General features: G+C 62.9%; 15 protein-coding genes. 8 read left to right on the forward strand and 7 right to left on the reverse strand.

Annotated elements, in window-relative coordinates; genetic code table 11:
• Positions 1 to 308 precede the first annotated feature (308 nt).
• From FAZ30_RS12335 to eat, 4 genes are all read right to left on the reverse strand, one after another.
• Positions 309 to 722 carry a hypothetical protein gene (locus FAZ30_RS12335; RefSeq protein WP_124644359.1) on the reverse strand — a complete coding sequence of 138 codons (414 nt, stop codon included), beginning with the start codon at positions 720 to 722 and terminating at the stop codon, positions 309 to 311.
• Between the two features lie 289 nt (positions 723 to 1,011).
• On the reverse strand, positions 1,012 to 1,842 hold the full coding sequence (gene eutC, locus FAZ30_RS12340; RefSeq protein WP_124644358.1) for an ethanolamine ammonia-lyase subunit EutC: 831 nt from the start codon (positions 1,840 to 1,842) through the stop codon (positions 1,012 to 1,014).
• Positions 1,842 to 3,221 carry an ethanolamine ammonia-lyase subunit EutB gene (locus FAZ30_RS12345; protein ID WP_124644357.1) on the reverse strand — a complete coding sequence of 460 codons (1,380 nt, stop codon included), beginning with the start codon at positions 3,219 to 3,221 and terminating at the stop codon, positions 1,842 to 1,844. Before FAZ30_RS12345 ends, eutC begins: the two co-directional genes overlap by 1 nt.
• Positions 3,222 to 3,258: 37 nt before the next feature.
• Positions 3,259 to 4,674, reverse strand: coding sequence for an ethanolamine permease (eat, locus tag FAZ30_RS12350; protein ID WP_137009529.1), 1,416 nt, complete (start codon positions 4,672 to 4,674; stop codon positions 3,259 to 3,261).
• Positions 4,675 to 5,040: 366 nt separating this feature from the next.
• Between eat and FAZ30_RS12355 the strand changes: the two genes are divergently transcribed.
• Entirely contained in the window at positions 5,041 to 6,015 is a 975-nt protein-coding gene (locus tag FAZ30_RS12355; protein WP_168190836.1) for a helix-turn-helix domain-containing protein, read from the forward strand.
• Between the two features lie 7 nt (positions 6,016 to 6,022).
• Here the strand turns inward: FAZ30_RS12355 and FAZ30_RS12360 are convergent, their stop codons facing one another.
• Positions 6,023 to 7,492, reverse strand: a complete 1,470-nt coding sequence (locus FAZ30_RS12360) for an aminotransferase-like domain-containing protein (RefSeq protein ID WP_137009531.1) — start codon at positions 7,490 to 7,492, stop codon at positions 6,023 to 6,025.
• 224 nt (positions 7,493 to 7,716) lie between these two features.
• Here FAZ30_RS12360 and FAZ30_RS12365 point away from each other — a divergent pair, with 224 nt between their 5' ends.
• From FAZ30_RS12365 to FAZ30_RS12390, 6 genes are all read left to right on the forward strand, one after another.
• Positions 7,717 to 8,331, forward strand: a complete 615-nt coding sequence (locus FAZ30_RS12365; protein ID WP_124644353.1) for a LysE family translocator — start codon at positions 7,717 to 7,719, stop codon at positions 8,329 to 8,331.
• Positions 8,332 to 8,441: 110 nt separating this feature from the next.
• A complete protein-coding gene (locus tag FAZ30_RS12370; protein ID WP_137009532.1) occupies positions 8,442 to 8,987 on the forward strand; it encodes an isochorismatase family protein in 546 nt (181 codons plus the stop codon).
• Positions 8,988 to 9,047: 60 nt separating this feature from the next.
• Positions 9,048 to 9,956: an EamA family transporter gene (locus tag FAZ30_RS12375; RefSeq protein WP_137009533.1), complete on the forward strand. Its 909-nt coding sequence runs from the start codon at positions 9,048 to 9,050 to the stop codon at positions 9,954 to 9,956.
• The gene (locus FAZ30_RS12380) at positions 9,946 to 10,869 is read left to right on the forward strand and encodes a GlxA family transcriptional regulator (RefSeq protein WP_137009534.1); all 924 of its coding nucleotides are present in this window, start codon (positions 9,946 to 9,948) and stop codon (positions 10,867 to 10,869) included. The genes FAZ30_RS12375 and FAZ30_RS12380 overlap by 11 nt, the downstream gene beginning before the upstream one ends.
• A gap of 104 nt (positions 10,870 to 10,973) precedes the next feature.
• Entirely contained in the window at positions 10,974 to 11,627 is a 654-nt protein-coding gene (locus tag FAZ30_RS12385) for an LPP20 family lipoprotein (protein WP_137009535.1), read from the forward strand.
• A complete protein-coding gene (locus tag FAZ30_RS12390; protein WP_137009536.1) occupies positions 11,627 to 12,922 on the forward strand; it encodes a flagellar assembly protein T N-terminal domain-containing protein in 1,296 nt (431 codons plus the stop codon). Before FAZ30_RS12385 ends, FAZ30_RS12390 begins: the two co-directional genes overlap by 1 nt.
• A gap of 64 nt (positions 12,923 to 12,986) precedes the next feature.
• Here the strand turns inward: FAZ30_RS12390 and FAZ30_RS12395 are convergent, their stop codons facing one another.
• On the reverse strand, positions 12,987 to 13,469 hold the full coding sequence (locus tag FAZ30_RS12395; RefSeq protein WP_124644347.1) for a GNAT family N-acetyltransferase: 483 nt from the start codon (positions 13,467 to 13,469) through the stop codon (positions 12,987 to 12,989).
• 105 nt (positions 13,470 to 13,574) lie between these two features.
• Complete coding sequence (locus FAZ30_RS12400) at positions 13,575 to 14,444, reverse strand: serine hydrolase (RefSeq protein WP_124644346.1); 870 nt, start codon at positions 14,442 to 14,444, stop codon at positions 13,575 to 13,577.
• A gap of 236 nt (positions 14,445 to 14,680) precedes the next feature.
• Between FAZ30_RS12400 and uvrB the strand changes: the two genes are divergently transcribed.
• Complete coding sequence (gene uvrB / locus FAZ30_RS12405; protein WP_137009537.1) at positions 14,681 to 16,693, forward strand: excinuclease ABC subunit UvrB; 2,013 nt, start codon at positions 14,681 to 14,683, stop codon at positions 16,691 to 16,693.
• Positions 16,694 to 16,741 lie beyond the last annotated feature (48 nt).

Genomic DNA, 16,741 nt, shown 5'->3' on the forward strand with positions numbered 1-16,741 from the left:
TTTCTGCTGGCGCAGCGGCAGGTGGCGGCCATTTACGGTCATGACCGCAGCACTGTTTGGCTGCTTGCAGTTTATTGCATTGTTTTTAAACTTTTATGCGCGGCAATGCCGTGCTTAATAAACCACACTATAGCTACTGTTGTTGAAAACAGCCAAGCGATGCAAGGTTTTGTCTGATGCAATTACTGGTAAATAGCTGTTGCAGGCAAGAATGAGAGGAATCTATGCGCTCCGCTGGCTGATTTCCTGCCATTAATCATGCTGCAGCTTGGCGCTGTCGCAGCCTTCATCCCCATCTGTTTGCGGCATTACAACTTGTCCGGATAGCCCTGGTGGCACATGACGCTGGCGCGCAATCGCGTGCGGTTGTCGTAGTTTGGCAGGTCGACAATCCAGTCCCCCGCCGCAGAGGACATCAGCAGCGCCACTTCATGGCCTTGCTTCTGCATGATGTCGCGGAATACCGCGCCATCATCCACATGCAGCTTGCCCTGGTCGGTGGTGATGCCGTAGCTGCTGACAAAGGGGCTGGTGTTCGCTTCCGCATATTCTTTACCCGAGCCGATCAGGTATTTCCTGATGTGGCAGTCGTGCTGGCTGTCCACCTGTGGGGTGACGCTGCTGGTTTTGCTCAGGGATTGCAGCAGATCCTTGCCACTTTGCAGCAGATTGCTACACGCGCTGAGGCAGAGAACACAGCTGAGGAGAAAGATGGCCCGCATGGTGCTCCGGGGGTTCTGGCAATGCTGCGCAAGGGCAGTCTGGTTTTAGGGTCGGGCATTGTTGCAGCAGCCTGGCTGATGCATTGCGCATGCTACCGTAAATCAGCGCGCAAGCGGAATGTTTGGCCAGGTAAAAGACCCGCGAGTTGGCGGGGCTGGGGGAGCGGTCAGGATTGAATCAGGCGAATGGCCGGGCGGGTAGCGCTTGCTGTGGCATGGGCAGGCCCCGCATGAGCGCGAGCAAGCGCCATACGGTCGGCTTGCCTGAGAGCCTGCTCAGCGTGAGGACTCACGCCGCTTGTTCTGTCTTCGCAGCCAGCCGGGTTTGCAGATCCAGCCAGCCTTGTTCCGCCGCGCTGCCGTCCTTGAGTGCCACCCCGGTGCCGCCGCTGCGGCCAGCACGGATCAGCCAGGCCAGCTTGTAGGCCGCCAGCGGGTAGGGCAGGCCTTGTGGCCGCACATTGGAAATGCAGTTGCGTTCCGAATCCATGCGCCCGCTGCGCGGTGCGCTGGTGAGATAAATCCCCAGGCTGTCCGGTGAGCTCAGGCCCGGCCGCTCGCCAATCAGCATCACCACCATGGCCGCCTGCAGGCATTCGCCCACCTCGTCGGCCAGTGCCACCCGCGCTTCACTGGCAATCACCACCGGCCCCACCTGCAAGCCTTGTTGCTGCAGCAGGGGCAGGGTGGCGGCGATCAGCGGCACGGCGTGGCTGGCCACGGCGCGTGCCGACAGGCCATCGCCAATCACGAACAATACATCGCAGGCCGGTACCGGTTCCGCCAGCAGGCCGGCACGGCTGTCCGGGTGCAGCCGGCGGCCCTGGTCGGGGCGCTGCAGGTAAGCTGCGCGGCTGGCAGCGGCACTGCGCGCTGACAGCGCTGGCAGGCCCAGCGTTTGCAATTGCGTCAGCAGGCTGGCCTGATCCAGCGCGGTATGCACGGCATCGCGCGCCTGGGCGTGCGCCAGGGCAAAGCGCAGCGTTTCGCGCGTGGGCAGGCTGGCCCCCACCCGGCCCAGCGCAATGCGCGCCACGGTGTGGCTGGCCAGTTCCTGCCAGCTGTCTTCGGTAATGTGGCCGGCATGCAGTGTGCTGCTGACTGGCAATGGTGCATTCATCAGAAGGTCTCCATCAGTTGCAGCAGGGCTTGCTGGCGGTCTTGCGCCTGCAAGCGGCCTGCGCGGGTAATGGCCATGCTCTCCAGCCAGTCTTCGAATTCCGGAGCCCGCTTCAGCCCCAGCAACTGGCGCAGATAGAGCGCGTCGTGGAAGGAGGTGCTCTGGTAACCGAGCATGATGTCGTCGGCACCCGGCACGCCGATGATGAAATGGATGCCGGCCGTGCCCAGCAGGGTGAGCAGGCTGTCCATGTCGTCCTGGTCGGCTTCGGCGTGGTTGGTGTAGCAGATGTCGCAGCCCATGGGCAGGCCCAGCAGCTTGCCGCAGAAGTGGTCTTCCAGCCCGGCGCGGATGATCTGCTTGCCGTTGTACAGGTATTCCGGGCCGATGAAACCGACCACGGTGTTCACCAGCAAGGGTGAGAAATGCCGTGCCACCGCATAGGCGCGCACTTCGCAGCTTTGCTGGTCCACGCCCCAGTGGGCATTGGCCGACAAGGCGCTGCCCTGGCCGGTTTCGAAATACATCACATTGTCGCCCACCGTGCCACGGCCCAGTTGCTGTGCCGCTTGTTGTGCCTCGGCCAGCACTGCCAGATTGATGCCGAAGCCGCTATTGGCTTTTTCCGTGCCGGCAATCGACTGGAACACCAGATCCACCGGCGCGCCGCGCTCGATCAGCTCCAGCGTGCTGGTGACGTGGGTGAGCACGCAGCTTTGGGTGGGGATGGCATAGCGCTGGCGCACTTCGTCCATCATGGCCAGCATGCTGTGAATGGTTTCCGGGCTGTCACTGGCCGGATTGATGCCGATCACCGCGTCGCCGGCACCGTACAGCAGGCCGTCCAGCATGGCCGCCGCGATGCCGCGGGCGTCGTCGGTGGGGTGGTTGGGCTGCAGGCGCACCCCCATGTGGCCGGGCAGGCCCTGGGTATTGCGAAAGCGGGTGATCACCCGGCATTTGCTGGCCACCCACACAAGGTCCTGGTTGCGCATCAGCTTGCTGACGGCGGACACCATTTCCGGGGTCAGGCCGGGAGCCACCGCCGCCAGCATGGCGCTGCTGGCGGCATCGGACAGCAGCCAGTCACGCAGGCCGCCCACCGTCAGCTGGCGGATGGCGGCAAAGGCCTGGGCGTCGTGGCTGTCGATGATCAGGCGGCTGATTTCATCCTGCTCGTAAGGAATCAGCAGCTCGTTGAGAAAGGTCACCAGCGGCACGTCGGCCAGGCACATCTGTGCGGCTACCCGCTCTTCGGCGCTGCTGGCGGCAATGCCGGCCAGCTGGTCGCCGGAGCGCAGCGGCGTGGCGCGGGCCAGCAGGGTTTTCAGATCGTCAAAGCGGTAACGGCGCGGGCCGATGGTGATGGCGTAGGACATGGTTTGTCGGGGTGCGCCAGGCACACCCCGCCTTTCATTATTTGCTGCTGGCGACAGCCGGTTTCAGACGTGCGGCATCACTGCCTTCCAGCAGGACATCGCTGGCTGCTGCCGCACGCTGGCGGTGGGTCAGCAGGTAGTAGGCATAAGCCACGGCCAGGCTGCCGGCAAAAATCAGGGCCAGCAGCTGGTTGTACCAGATCATGGCAATCAGGCAGACCACGGCGCAGGCCAGGGCCAGGCCCGGCAGCAGCGGATAGGCCGGGGCGCTGAACGGGCGGGCCAGCGCGGGTTCGCTGCGGCGCAGCTTGAACAGCGCCAGCATGGACACGATGTACATCACGATGGCACCGAACACCGACAGGGTGACGATATTGGCAGTCAGCGGCTGGCCTGCGATCTGGATCAGGTCGTCACTGAAGATGGCGGCGATGCCGACGAGGCCGCCAACGATGATGGCGCGGTGCGGCGTCTTGAAACGCGGGTGGATCACCGCCAGCAGCGGCGGCAGGTAGCCGGCACGGGCCAGCGCGAAGATCTGGCGCGAATAGCCCATGATGATGCCGTGGAAGCTGGCAATCAGCCCCAACAGGCCCAGCCATACCAGCATGTGCAGCCAGCCGCTGTTACTGCCCACGATCAGCTTCATCGCCTGCGGCAGCGGGTCGTTGATATTGGCCAGCTTGCTCCAGTCGCCCGCGCCACCGGCCATGATCATCACGCCCATGGCCAGCGCCACCAGGGTGAGAATGCCGGCCACATAGGCACGCGGAATGGTGCGGCTGGGGTCCTTGGCTTCTTCGGCGGCCATGGCAGCGCCTTCGATGGCGAGGAAGAACCAGATGGCAAACGGAATGGCGGCAAACATGCCACCGATGGCGCTCAGGCTGAAGCTGTCGCTGCCGGCCCAGCCGTGGTGGGTGAAGTTGTCCCAGCTGAAGCCCGGCGATACCACGCCCATGAACAGCAGCAGTTCAAAGATGGCCAGCAGGGTGACCACCAGCTCGAAGGCCGCCGCCACGCTGACGCCGACGATATTCAGCGCCATGAACACGATGTAGGCACCGCAGGCAATCCACTTGGCGCTCAGTTCAGGAAACTGCACGTTCAGATAAGCACCAATGGCCAGCGCGATGGCCGGCGGGGCAAACACGAATTCGCACAAGGTGGCAAAGCCGGCGATAAAACCGCCCAGTGGGCCGAAGGCGCGGCGGGCATAGGCAAACGGCCCGCCGGCATGCGGAATGGCGGTGGTCAGCTCGGTAAAACTGAAAATGAAGGCCGTGTACATGATGGCCACGAAGATGGAGCTGAGCAGAAAGCCCAGCGTACCGGCCTGCGCCCAGCCATAGCTCCAGCCGAAATATTCGCCCGAGATCACCAGCCCGACGGCGATCCCCCACAGTTGCCAGCCGCCCAGCTTGCGTGCCAGGCCATGATTGTTGCTGCTCATCAAATTTCCCCTTGTTTTGTCACTGCTCCCTGTCCAGCGCTCTGGCGACTGGTTCCTGCTGTGCATGCTAGGCAGTGGCTTGCCGGTGGCGTTATCGAAAATCGGAAAACAATTTGTGCCGGATTGCTGGCGGGGCGGGTACGGGCAAAGTCTGTGCAAAAGCCGTGCCTGCCGCTGGTCTTGCTGCGGTGCACATAATGGGCGCTGCGGCTGGAATCAGGCACCAGGATGAGGCATGGCGTGCTGACGCTTGCACCGAGGCAGGGAAATTGCCGATTTACGATAGCAATGACCCGCTGCCGGCCGGGCAAGGGCTGGTGCGCTTCTTGCTGTGACTGTCTGCATCAGGCAATGCAGGAGCAGGCAATGGTGCCGCTGGGACATGGAATATCGCTGCAGTTCGTTACCCGACTGGCAGAAGACGCCGCCGATCAGGCCGCCTTCATCAGTGGCTGGCAGCAGGATTACGCGCAGATTTCCTGCGGGCGTTTTGCCGGCCGGCTGGATGAACTCTGTCTGGGGCGCTTGCAGGTGTTTCGCGAATACTCGGCCCGGGAAACCTTTCAGCTGTGCCAACCATGGCCGGGGGCGATCTGGTTTGGCATTCCGGCACCGGGCAGTGGCGAGCGGCTGCGTTTTCATGGCCGCAGCGTGCCGCCCGCTGCGGTGCTGGTGGCGATGGGTGGCAGCGATTTTTCATTGCGCACACCGGATGACTTCACCATCTACGGCGTGGTGCTGGAACAGGCGGTGCTGCAGCAGCGACATTTGCAATTGTTTGGCCGGGAAATGCCGGCGCGCTGGCTGCAAACCGCCGCCGTGCAGCTGCCGCAGGCCAGTCATCTGGCACTGTGCAGCCAGTTGGGCGAGCTGCTGGCGCTGGCGCGGGAGACACCGGACCGCATAGGACGGCAGCTACTGCTGGATTGCTCGGCCGATGCGCTGCTGCTGGCCATGGCGCAGGCCTTGCCGGCCACGGTGGCCGGGCGCGACAGCAGCAGCCAGCGGCACTGGCAATGGGTGGAACAGGCGCGGCAGCGTGCCTTGCACCCGGCCGCGCGGCAGTTGACGGTGGAAGATTTGTGCCGCGAATTGCACGTGACCCGGCGTACGCTGCAAAACGGTTTTCAGCAAGTGACCGCCATGAGCCCGCTGCCCTTCTTGCGCGCCTTGCGGCTGAACCAGGTGCGCCGCCTGCTGCGTGCGCCGCAGGGGGCGGCCGACAGCATCCAGCAACTGGCCGAGGACTGGGGCTTTGCCACGCCCAGCCACTTCAGTTACGACTACCGCCGGCTGTTTGGCGAAACGCCCAGCCAGACCCGGCAGCGGCCACACGGCTGAGTCGGTATCAGCCCCCTTGCAGGGCCAGTTGTTGCTGCACCAGCATGCCGACGCGGGTGAGGGCGGCGACATAGCGCTCGTCCAGCGGATAGCAGCAGGACAGGCGCATGGCATTGCGGTAACGGCCGCCCGGTGAATACAGCGGGCCGGGCATGATGCTGATGTTTTCGGCCAGGGCGGCATGGAATAGCGCCACGCTGTCACAGGCTTCCGGCAGCTCCAGCCAGATCAGAAAGCCACCGGCAGGGTCGGTGGCGCGGGTGCCCGCCGGGAAATGGCGGGCGATCAGGCCGCGTACCTTTTCCACATGCTGGGCGTAGTGGCGCTTGAGTGCGCGCAGGTGGTGGTCGTAGCCGCCAGACTCCAGAAACGCGCCCAGTGTTTCGGACAGCACCATGGGCTGGGCCACCGAGGAGGCAAACTTCAGCTTGCGCAAGGCCGTGCCAAAGCGTCCGCCTTCCATCCAGCCGATGCGGAAATCCGGGGCCAGTGTCTTGGTGTAGCTGGTGCAGAAGATGATCCAGCCATCTTCGTCAAAGGCCTTGGCCGCCGGAGCCTGGGTGTCGCTGAACTGCAGCTCGGCATACAGGCCGTCCTCGATCAGCGGCACCTGATAGTGATTCACCAGCCGCGCCAGCCGCTTCTTGGCTTCCAGCGGCATGCTGCAGCCCAGCGGATTGTGAATGTTGGGCATGGCCACCAGCGCGCTGATGCGGCCTTCCGACAGCAACAGCTCCACGGCGTCCACCGACAGGCCGTGTTGCGGGTCGGTGGGAATCTCCACCGCCTTCAGGCCCAGGCTGGCAAACAGCGGCAGCAGATTGAAATAGGTAGGCGATTCCAGCCCCACCGCATCCCCCGGCTTGGTCACCGCGCGCAATGCCAGCTGCAATGCCTCCATGCAGCCATTGGTGAGAATGATGTTTTCCGCCTGCAAGGCCATGCCCAGTTCCATGCTGCGGCGGGCAATCTGTACCCGCAGCCGTTCCGAGCCGGGCGGCAAGGCATAGGTGCTGACCATGCCGGGCTGGCGCCGCAATATCTGCCCCATCAGCCGTGCCAGCTTGTTGCCGGGGTAGAAGTCGCTGCCGCGCGGGCAGGCCAGTGCCAGGTCGATGAAGCCGGGCGTCTGCTGGGCATCCAGTACGGTGCCGATCAGGTCCAGTACCTTGTTCTCGGTCGGTTTGGCCACGCTGCTTTGCATCATGGCCGAGCGTGCGGGCGAGGGCAGGCGGGCGCGCACATAGTAGCCGGACTGTGGCCGGGCCTCGATCAGCCCACGGTCTTCCAGCACGCGGTAAGCGGCCACCACGGTATTCAGGCTCAGTTGCCGGCTTTGCGAGGTGCGGCGCACCGAAGGCAGGCGCGAGCCGGGTGGCAGCGTGCCACGGGCAATCGCCAGTGACAGGTCTTCGGCCAGTTGCTGGTAAAGCGTGGCGCTGACAGCGCTGCTGCGGGGCTGGGGGGAGCTGGGCATGGCAAGGAGTCCGGGCAAGACAGGTAACAGGCAGACAATGCCGCAGCCGCTGCCGGAGCGACAGTGACAGTGCCCGGCATAGTCTGTGGTGACAGTTACAATAAACCTGACACTGTCACCATGACAATAGTGGATTATTGCAGCTGTCACCATGTGACTCACCCGCCTTAGCATGATGGGGAAGCGCCGCACTGTGGCCGGCGCATGCACACCGGAGCCCTGACATGCTGGAAGTCGCCTTGCTGTCCTATGTGGGCGTGATGTCCATCACGCCCGGTCCCAACAATCTGATGCTGGCCAGTTCCGGCGTCAATTACGGTTTTCGTCGCACCCTGCCGCACATGCTGGGTATCAGCCTGGGCTGTGCGGCGCAGGTATTCATCACCGCCAGCCTGCTGGCCTGGGCCTTGCAATGGCTGCAGGCCGCGCGGCTGCCGCTGGCGGTGGCCGGCTGTATCTATCTGCTATGGCTGTCGTGGAAGATTGCCCGCTCCAGCTCGCCGCAAGGCGTGGCCGAGGGCCGGCCGATGAGTTTCATCGCGGCAGCCCTGTTCCAGTGGGTGAATCCCAAGGCCTGGGTGATGGTGCTCAATGCCGCCATTCTGTTCATGCCGGCCGATGGCAGCCAGCGCCTGAGCGCAGCCTTGCTGCTGGCCGTCATCTTTGCCGTGGTCAATCTGCCCTGTATCAGCCTGTGGGCTTGGCTGGGTGAGCGCTTGCGCCACCTGCTGTCTGCGGCGCGTGGCCTGTTGCTGTTCAACCTCAGCATGGGGCTGCTGATGGCCGGCACCGCCGTGTATCTGCTGCTGGATGAGCTGCGCCATGCCATGCCACTCTGATACGGCATGCCGGCTTGTCCTAATCTGACAGTATCTTGTCTGTGACTGGCCTGCTGCCAGGCTTCACCAGCCGATAGACTGTGTCCATATTTCTCCCAAGGACCTCTATCATGAGCAAGGCAGCCCTGCTGGTAATCGATGTACAGGATTCGTTTTTACAGCGTGACTACTGGGACGAGGCGGCCTTGCCGCCGTTTCGAGCCAGGCTGCTGGCACTGATTGCCGGCGCGCGCGCTGCCGGGGTGCCGGTGGTCTATGTCTTGCACGAGGATGGCGACGGCCCGTTTGCCGCTGCCAGCGGGCTGGTGCGGCCCATGGCGTGGTTGCCGGATGCGCCGGATGCCATCTTCATCAAACACGTGCACAATGCCCTGCTGGAATCCGGCCTGCAGTCCTGGCTGGCCGAGCGTAGCATTGGCAAGCTGCTGGTGTCGGGCATCCGTACCGAGCAGTGCTGCGAAACCACCACCCGCGTGGCATCTGATCTGGGCTTTGCGGTGGATTTTGTCAGCGAGGCCACGCTCACCTTTGCCATGCGTCACCCGCTCAGCGGCAGGGTGTTTAGTGCCGATGAAATCCGCGAAAAAACCGAGCTGGTGCTGGCCGGCCGCTTTGCCGACATCGTCACGGTGGAGCAGGCGCTGGCGCGGCTGTAGGCGACCCATTTACCCGGCAGGCAGGCCATGGCGGCCGGCTGCTGTTACGGAGCAAGTTTCATGCCCTTGAAGGATGTTTTGCAGGCGCTGGCCATCGTGCTGATCTGGGGCGTCAATTTCGTGGTGATCAAGTACGGCGTGGCTGATGTGCCACCCTTGTTGCTAGGGGCGCTGCGCTTCATGCTGGCGGCTTTTCCTGCCGTGCTGCTGGTGCGCCGGCCCAGCCTGCCCTGGGGCTGGGTGGTGGCTTATGGCTTGTGCGTGGGCTTTGGCCAGTTTGCCTTCCTGTTTTCCGCCATCAAGCTGGGCATGCCGGCTGGCCTCGCCTCGGTGGTGCTGCAATCGCAGGCATTCTTTACCCTGATTCTGGCCGGGCTGATGCTGCATGAGCGCTGGCAGGCGGCGCAGATTCTGGGCCTGTTGTGTGCCTGTGCTGGCCTCGCGCTGATTGGCCTGGCCAAGGGCGGCAGCATGACCGCCATCGGCTTTGGCCTGACGCTGGCTGCGGCAGTCTGCTGGGCTTCGTCCAACATCATCGTGCGGCTGATGGGCAAGGCCGGCCACACGGTGCAGCCATTAAACCTGGTGGTGTGGTCCAGCCTGGTGCCGCCGCTGCCTTATCTGGCCATGTCGTGGTGGCTGGAAGGGCCGGCGCGCATGGAGCTGGCGCTGCGCCATTTCTCGGCGGGTTCATTCCTGGCGGTCGCCTATCTTTCCTTCATGGCCACGCTGCTGGGCTATGGCATGTGGAGCCGTCTGCTCAGCCGCCATCCGGCCAACAAGGTGGCGCCGTTTTCCCTGCTGGTGCCGGTGGTGGGGGTGCTTACCTCGGCTCTGCTGCTGGGGGAGCGACTCAGCCTGTTGCAGGCCGCAGGCAGCGTGATGTTGCTGGCGGGTCTGGTGGTGAACGTGTTTGGCGGCATGGTGCTGGCGCGCTGGCGGCGCGGGGCGGTGATCCATGGCGCGTGAGGTCTGGTTTGTCCTGCCGCCGCGTTTCATGCTGCTGGATTTTGCCGGCCCGGCCGAGGCTTTTCGCATTGCCACCGAATTTGGCGCGGATTTCAGCTTGCATTACGCGGCGGTAGAGCCGGAGGTGCGCTGCTCGCTGGGCTTGCCGCTGGGCGGCATGGCTGTGCTGCCACAGCAATTGCCGGATGACAGCCTGATCATCATCCCCGGTGCCGACTGCTCGGCCGAGGCTTATGCCATGCCCGAGGCGCGGCAGATCGTGCGCTGGCTGGCTACGCGCATCGATCCACAGCGGCAGTTGCTGGCCACCATCTGTTCTGCCGCCTTGCTGGCCGGTGCGGCCGGCTTGCTGGCGGGGCGGCAGTGCACCACCCATCACAGCCTGATTACGCGCCTGCAAGCCAGCGATGCCAGCGCCCGGGTGCAGGAAAACCGGGTATTCGTGCAGGATGGCCGCTTGTGGACCAGTGCCGGCATCACCGCTGGCATCGATCTGGCGCTCTACCTGATCAGCCAGTTGGCTTCGCCGGCCATTGCCCGCGATGTGGCGCGGGAAATGGTGGTGTACTTCCGCCGCTCCGGGCAGGATGCCCAGCTCTCGCCCTGGCTGGCCCATCGCAATCACCTGCATCCGGCGGTGCACAAGGTGCAGGACCTGATTGCCGCCAAGCCGCAGGATGACTGGAGCCTGCCGGCGCTGGCTGACCTTGTGCATGTCAGCCCACGCCACCTGTCGCGGCTGTTCCGCGAACATGCTGGAGTTTCGGTACACGATTATCATCTGGCGCTGCGGGCTGCCCTGGCTGGGCAGTGGCGTGCCGCCGGCCTGTCCAAGGAAAAGGCCGCGCTGGCGGCAGGTTTTTCCTCGGCCCGGCAATGGCAGCGCGCCCTGCAGTCGGCCCCTGCGGGCTGACAAAAATTAACTCAAGTTTACCTGTTGCCAGCCGATATAATGCTGACGCTGCGGGATGGACCCTCCGCAATCCGCATCCAGAACAAGTAGAAATGGTAATCGCCATGAACACCTGCACTCGCCGTATGGCCGCCGTATCCCTGTTGCTGGGCCTGACTGCCTGCGCCTCCGCCAGCCAGCCCGCCGCCGAGTCAGCCATGCGCCCACTGGCCGAGCCACTAGCCAGCAGCGGCAACTTTACCGGCGTTGGTTATGCCGGCCCCGGCATCGAACCGGAAGCCCCCAAAGTGGTGGTGAAAGAAGTGAATCCTTATGCGCCGGTGATCATCCGTGCCACCGGCAATGGTGCCGCGCCTTATACCTCGGCGCTGACTCCGTCCCAGCGCAAGCTGCTGTCGATGCGCGCCGCCCGGCTGGATGCTTACCGCTCCATCGCGGAACAGGTGCAGGGCATGAAGCTGGTGGGTAACAGCTCGGTGGCCAATATGGTGGCCACCAGCGACGGCTTCCGCACTTATGTGGATGCCTATCTGCGCGGTGTGCGCATGGTGTCCACCAATTTGCTGCCGGACGGTACCAGCGAAGCCGTGGCCGAAATCACCCTGGATCAGGATTTCTACAAGCAATACAAGAACGCCCTGGAAAAAACTGGTAGTGTGATGAAGGCAGCCCAGCAAAATGGTGTTGCCGGTGTCGAGTGCACCGAGGGCAACTGCGGAGCCTCGCGTTACGAAAGCAATTTTTACGTAGCCCACTGATGACGATACGTTTGCTTACCTGCAAAGTTGCCGCCCTTGGGGCGGCTTTTGCTTTGTGTGCCCCGGTGTGGGCCGCGCCGATTACCGCCGAGGGCATGGCCGCCATGGATGCCGGCAGTCCGGCTGCGCGTGAAATGGCGATTCGCGATGCCTTGCAGCAGGCTGCCATCAGCAATGGCGCCGAGCTGCAATCGCTGCAGCTGATGGAGTCCGGCAATGTCAGCGAAAGCAGCGTGCTGTCTGCGCCATCGCTGCAGGGCAAGGTCAAGATCCTGCAGGAGTACAACAGCGATGGCGTGTATCACGTGCGGCTGAGCATAGACCCGCAAGCCAGCGCAAGCGGACCGGTGGGCAGTGCGCCCAAGCCGACGCAAAACGCCAGCTGCGGCATGCCGGCGGGGCGTAGTCTGCGTCGCAAGCTGCTGACCACCTATTTCTATGTGGCCAACCCTGCCGAGGCCAATGACCTGCAGGATCTGGCCACGGCGCTGCCCGGCGAGATGGCGCGCCGCCTGCGCCAGCAGGGGCCGTTTGACGTGCGTAATGCCAGCCACCTGACCGTGCTGAGCAATATGGCTGCCGACGAACCGGTGGCCGGCTGGGATACCGTGCGCGAGCTGGGCCGGCGCGAGGACGTGCAGTTCGTCATCGCCGGACGGGTACTGTCTACCGCAGTGGTGGGCAAGAGCCTGCGCCACACCATGTATGAATCCAACAATACCAGCCAGCAGGGCGCATATTACATAGGACCGCTGGCCGGGCTGTTTGGCGGTGCGTTCAAGTACACGCCATCGGCACGGCAGTTCGACATGGAACTGTGGGTGTATGACGCGCTGACCGGCGCAGTACTGGCCGACCAGCGTTTCAGCCGCGTAGCCCAGGGCAAGGTGGTAGCGCAACTGCCGGCCACGTTTGCCACCACCGCTTTCTGGCAGGGTGATTACGGCAAGGCGGTGGATGGCCTGCTGGATCAGGCGAGCCGCCAGCTGGTGGATCTGGTCAGCTGCATTCCCCTGTCGGCCAAGGTGGTGAAAGTGGAAGATGGCCGTCAGCTGTTCATCAATGTGGGCGGGCTGGATGGCATGAAGGTGGGCGACCAGATGCTGCTGTACAAGCCGCGCTCGGCACAGATTCTGCGCAGTGGCGGCGGCGTGCGCGAACTGGGTGTGCCGGAGGATTTGTCCGGCACCATCAGCATTACCCAGGTGCAACCCAATTTCTCCATCGCCCAGGTGCAAAGCGCCCGGCTCAAGGTGGAGGAGGGGGATTACGTCCGTTTCATGACCAGGCGCTAAATCCCTCACCACCATGACAAAGCCCCGCCAGAGCGCGGGGCTTTGTCATGCAGCAGGCCTGGCTTCAGGCCTGTTCGGCAAACTTCAGCAGGGTGTCGCCGGCCAGACGGTAGCGTACCCATTCGGACTGGGCGGCTGCGCCAAAGGATTCGTAGAAATCGATGGCCGGCTGGTTCCAGTCCAGCACGCTCCACTCGAAGCGGCCGCAGCCCTTGGCCACGGCTAGTTGCGCCAGATGGCGCAGCAGCCGTTTACCCGCACCGCTGCCGCGTGCCGCGGGGGTGATGTACAGGTCTTCCAGATACAGGCCGGATTTGCCCAGCCAGGTGGAATAGCTGAAAAAATACACCGCGTAGCCGATGGGCTGGCCGTGCTGCAGGCAGATCAGGCTTTCGGCGCTGGCATCGGCACCAAACAGCGACTCTTCGATATCGGCCACGCTGGCGACCACTTCCTGTTCGGCTTTTTCATAGATGGCCAGCTCACGGATGTAATGCAGGATCAGCGCGGCATCGGCGCGGGTGGCGGGGCGAATTTCTATGCTCACAAGCAACTCCTGGTTCAAGCGGAACAGCCCGCTTCAATATGGCAAGTGCAATGAAAAGGGCCGGTTTGCCCGGCCCTGCGTGTCAGGAATACCAACAGGCGGCGATCAGCCGGCCAGCCAGTTGCCCGGGTGGGCCTCCAGCCAGGTCTTGATGTTGCGGGCATCGTTGACGCGGGCCGAGTTGCCGCCGGCAGCCAGCAGTACGATGATCAAGGGCTGCGAACCTACCGTTGCCTGCATCACCATGCAGCGGCCGGCTTCCTGGATGTAACCGGTTTTCTGGATGCTGATGTCCCAGTTGCCTTCACGCACCAGCGCATTGCTGTTGCGGTACTGCAGCACGCGGTTGCGTACCGAGACGATCTGGTGTTCCGGCGTGGTGGTAAAGGCGCGGATCAGCGGGTAGCTGTGGGCGGCCTTCACCATGCGTGCCAGATCACCGGCGGTGGAGGTGTTGCGCAGATCCAGGCCGGTGGGGTCGTAGAACACGGTTTCGTTCATGCCCAGGCTACGTGCTTTGCGGTTCATGCGCTCGACGAAGGCCGCCGTGCCACCCGGCAGGGCGGTACGGGCCAGCGTGGCGGCGGCGCGGTTTTCCGAGGACATCAGCGCCAGCAACAGCATTTCCTTGCGCGGCAGGGTGGTGCCCACGGCCAGCCGCGAGGTGGTGTTTTTCAGACGATCGATTTCGGCATCGGATACCGAAACCTCCTGTTCCAGCGATACGCCTGAATCCAGCAGCACCATGGCGGTCATCAGCTTGCTGATGGAGGCAATCGGCATGCGTTGATGGATGTTCTTTTCGTATAGCGGCTCGCCGGTGGCACCGTTCAGTACCAGCACCGAGTGCGAACTCAGGCGCGGTGCTGCATGGTCGGCCATCTGGCTGGCAACCATGACGCCCGGTGGCGGCGCGGCCACTGCCGGCATCGCCAGGGCGGCGGAAACCAGCAGGGCGGCAAATTTTCTCAGCATAAGAGATACACTCCCGTGTCTTGTCGTTGGAGATACAGCCTGTCAGAAATCATGCTTGCATCATATTGATGCGCAAGGATTCTTCATCTCGCCTCGTGATCGGGCTGCTTGTATTTTAAACAATGTTTTGCCTCTCAGGCAGGCAATTTTGCAGGTAAAAATCAATTACGCAGCGGGAGTGAGTTAAAAACGTTATCGGCGTAAAATCGACCGACTTGAACCCGCTCAGAAAAGCCATGCTGCTTACATTTCCGGATAGCCCGTTTCGCCTGCACCAGCCCTTCGCCCCGGCTGGCGACCAGCCCGCCGCCATTGCCCAGCTGGTAGAGGGGCTGGACGACGGCCTGTCCTACCAGACCCTGCTGGGGGTCACCGGTTCCGGCAAGACCTTCACCATGGCCAATGTCATCGCCCGCACCGGTCGGCCTGCCATCATCATGGCCCACAACAAGACGCTGGCGGCGCAGCTGTACAGCGAGATGCGCGAGTTTTTCCCGGAAAACGCGGTCGAGTATTTTGTTTCCTACTACGACTACTATCAGCCGGAAGCCTACGTCCCCAGCCGCGACCTGTTCATCGAAAAAGACTCCAGCATCAACGAACACATCGAGCAGATGCGCTTGTCGGCCACCAAGTCCATCCTCGAGCGGCCGGACTGCATCATCGTGGCCACGGTATCCGCCATCTACGGTATTGGGGACCCCTCCGACTACCACCAGATGATCCTGCATCTGAAAGAGGGCGAAAGCACCCCGCAGCGCAGCATCATCAGCCGCCTCACCACCATGCAGTACGACCGCAATGATGTCGATTTCGGCCGCGGCACCTTCCGCGTGCGCGGCGACGTGATTGACATCTTCCCGGCAGAAAGCAGCGATACCGCCCTGCGTGTCAGCCTGTTTGACGATGAGGTTGAAACGCTCACCCTGTTCGATCCGTTGACAGGTGTGACCAAACAGCGGGTAGGGCGCTTTACCGTTTTCCCCTCCAGCCACTATGTGACGCCGCGCGATACCGTGCTCAAGGCCTGCGAAAAGATCAAGCTGGAACTGGCCGAGCGCGTGGCCTGGTATCTCAAGGAAGGCAAGCTGGTGGAGGCGCAGCGCATCGAACAGCGCACGCGCTTTGATCTGGAAATGCTGTATGAAATGGGCTTCTGCAAGGGCATCGAAAACTACTCGCGCCATTTTTCCGGCCGTGCGCCGGGCGATGCACCGCCGACGCTGATCGACTACCTGCCGAAAAATGCGCTGATGTTCATTGATGAATCGCATGTCACCGTGCCGCAGGTGGGCGCGATGTACAAGGGTGATGCCGCTCGCAAGAGCAATCTGGTGGACTACGCCTTCCGCCTGCCCTCGGCAGTGGACAACCGGCCATTGAAATTCCACGAATTCGAACAGCTGATGCCGCAGACCATTTTTGTTTCGGCCACCCCGGCCGCTTACGAGAAAGAGCATGCCGGGCAGGTGGTGGAGCAGGTGGTGCGGCCGACCGGTCTGGTCGACCCTATTATCGAAATCCGCCCGGTGGCGACCCAGGTGGATGATTTGCTGTCGGAAATCCGCTTGCGCATGGAGCTGGGCGAGCGGGTGCTGGTGACTACGCTCACCAAGCGCATGTCCGAACAACTGGCGGATTACTACACCGAGCACGGCATCAAGGTGCGCTATCTGCACAGCGACATCGACACCGTGGAACGGGTGGAAATCATCCGCGACCTGCGCCTGGGCATGTTCGACGTGCTGATCGGCATCAACCTGTTGCGCGAGGGGCTGGATATTCCGGAAGTCAGCCTGGTGGCGATTCTGGATGCTGACAAGGAAGGCTTCCTGCGTTCGGACCGTTCGCTGATCCAGACCATCGGTCGCGCCGCGCGTAACCTCAACGGCAAGGCGCTGCTGTACGCCGACCGCATTACCGATTCCATGCGTCGTGCCATGGATGAAACCGAACGCCGCCGCAACAAGCAGCTGGCTTTCAATGCCGAACACGGCATCGTCCCGCAGGGCATCAACAAGAAGATCAAGGACATCATCGACGGCGTCTACAGCGTGGAAGACCAGCGCAAGCGGCTGGTGGACGAGGCCAAGGTGGCCATGATGGACGAAAAGACGCTGGCCAAGGAAATCAAGCGGCTGGAAAAGGAAATGATGGAGGCCGCGCGCAATCTGGAGTTCGAAAAAGCCGCGCATGTGCGCGACGAACTGAAGGCGCTGAAGGAAAAAATGTTCATCGGCGACCTGTAAGTAAACCAGGCTACGCAGCAACAAGCCCCCTCCGACATGGCGTCGGCG

This window comes from Aquitalea aquatilis (assembly GCF_005155025.1).
In the GTDB taxonomy this organism is placed as follows: Bacteria; Pseudomonadota; Gammaproteobacteria; order Burkholderiales; family Chromobacteriaceae; genus Aquitalea; species Aquitalea aquatilis.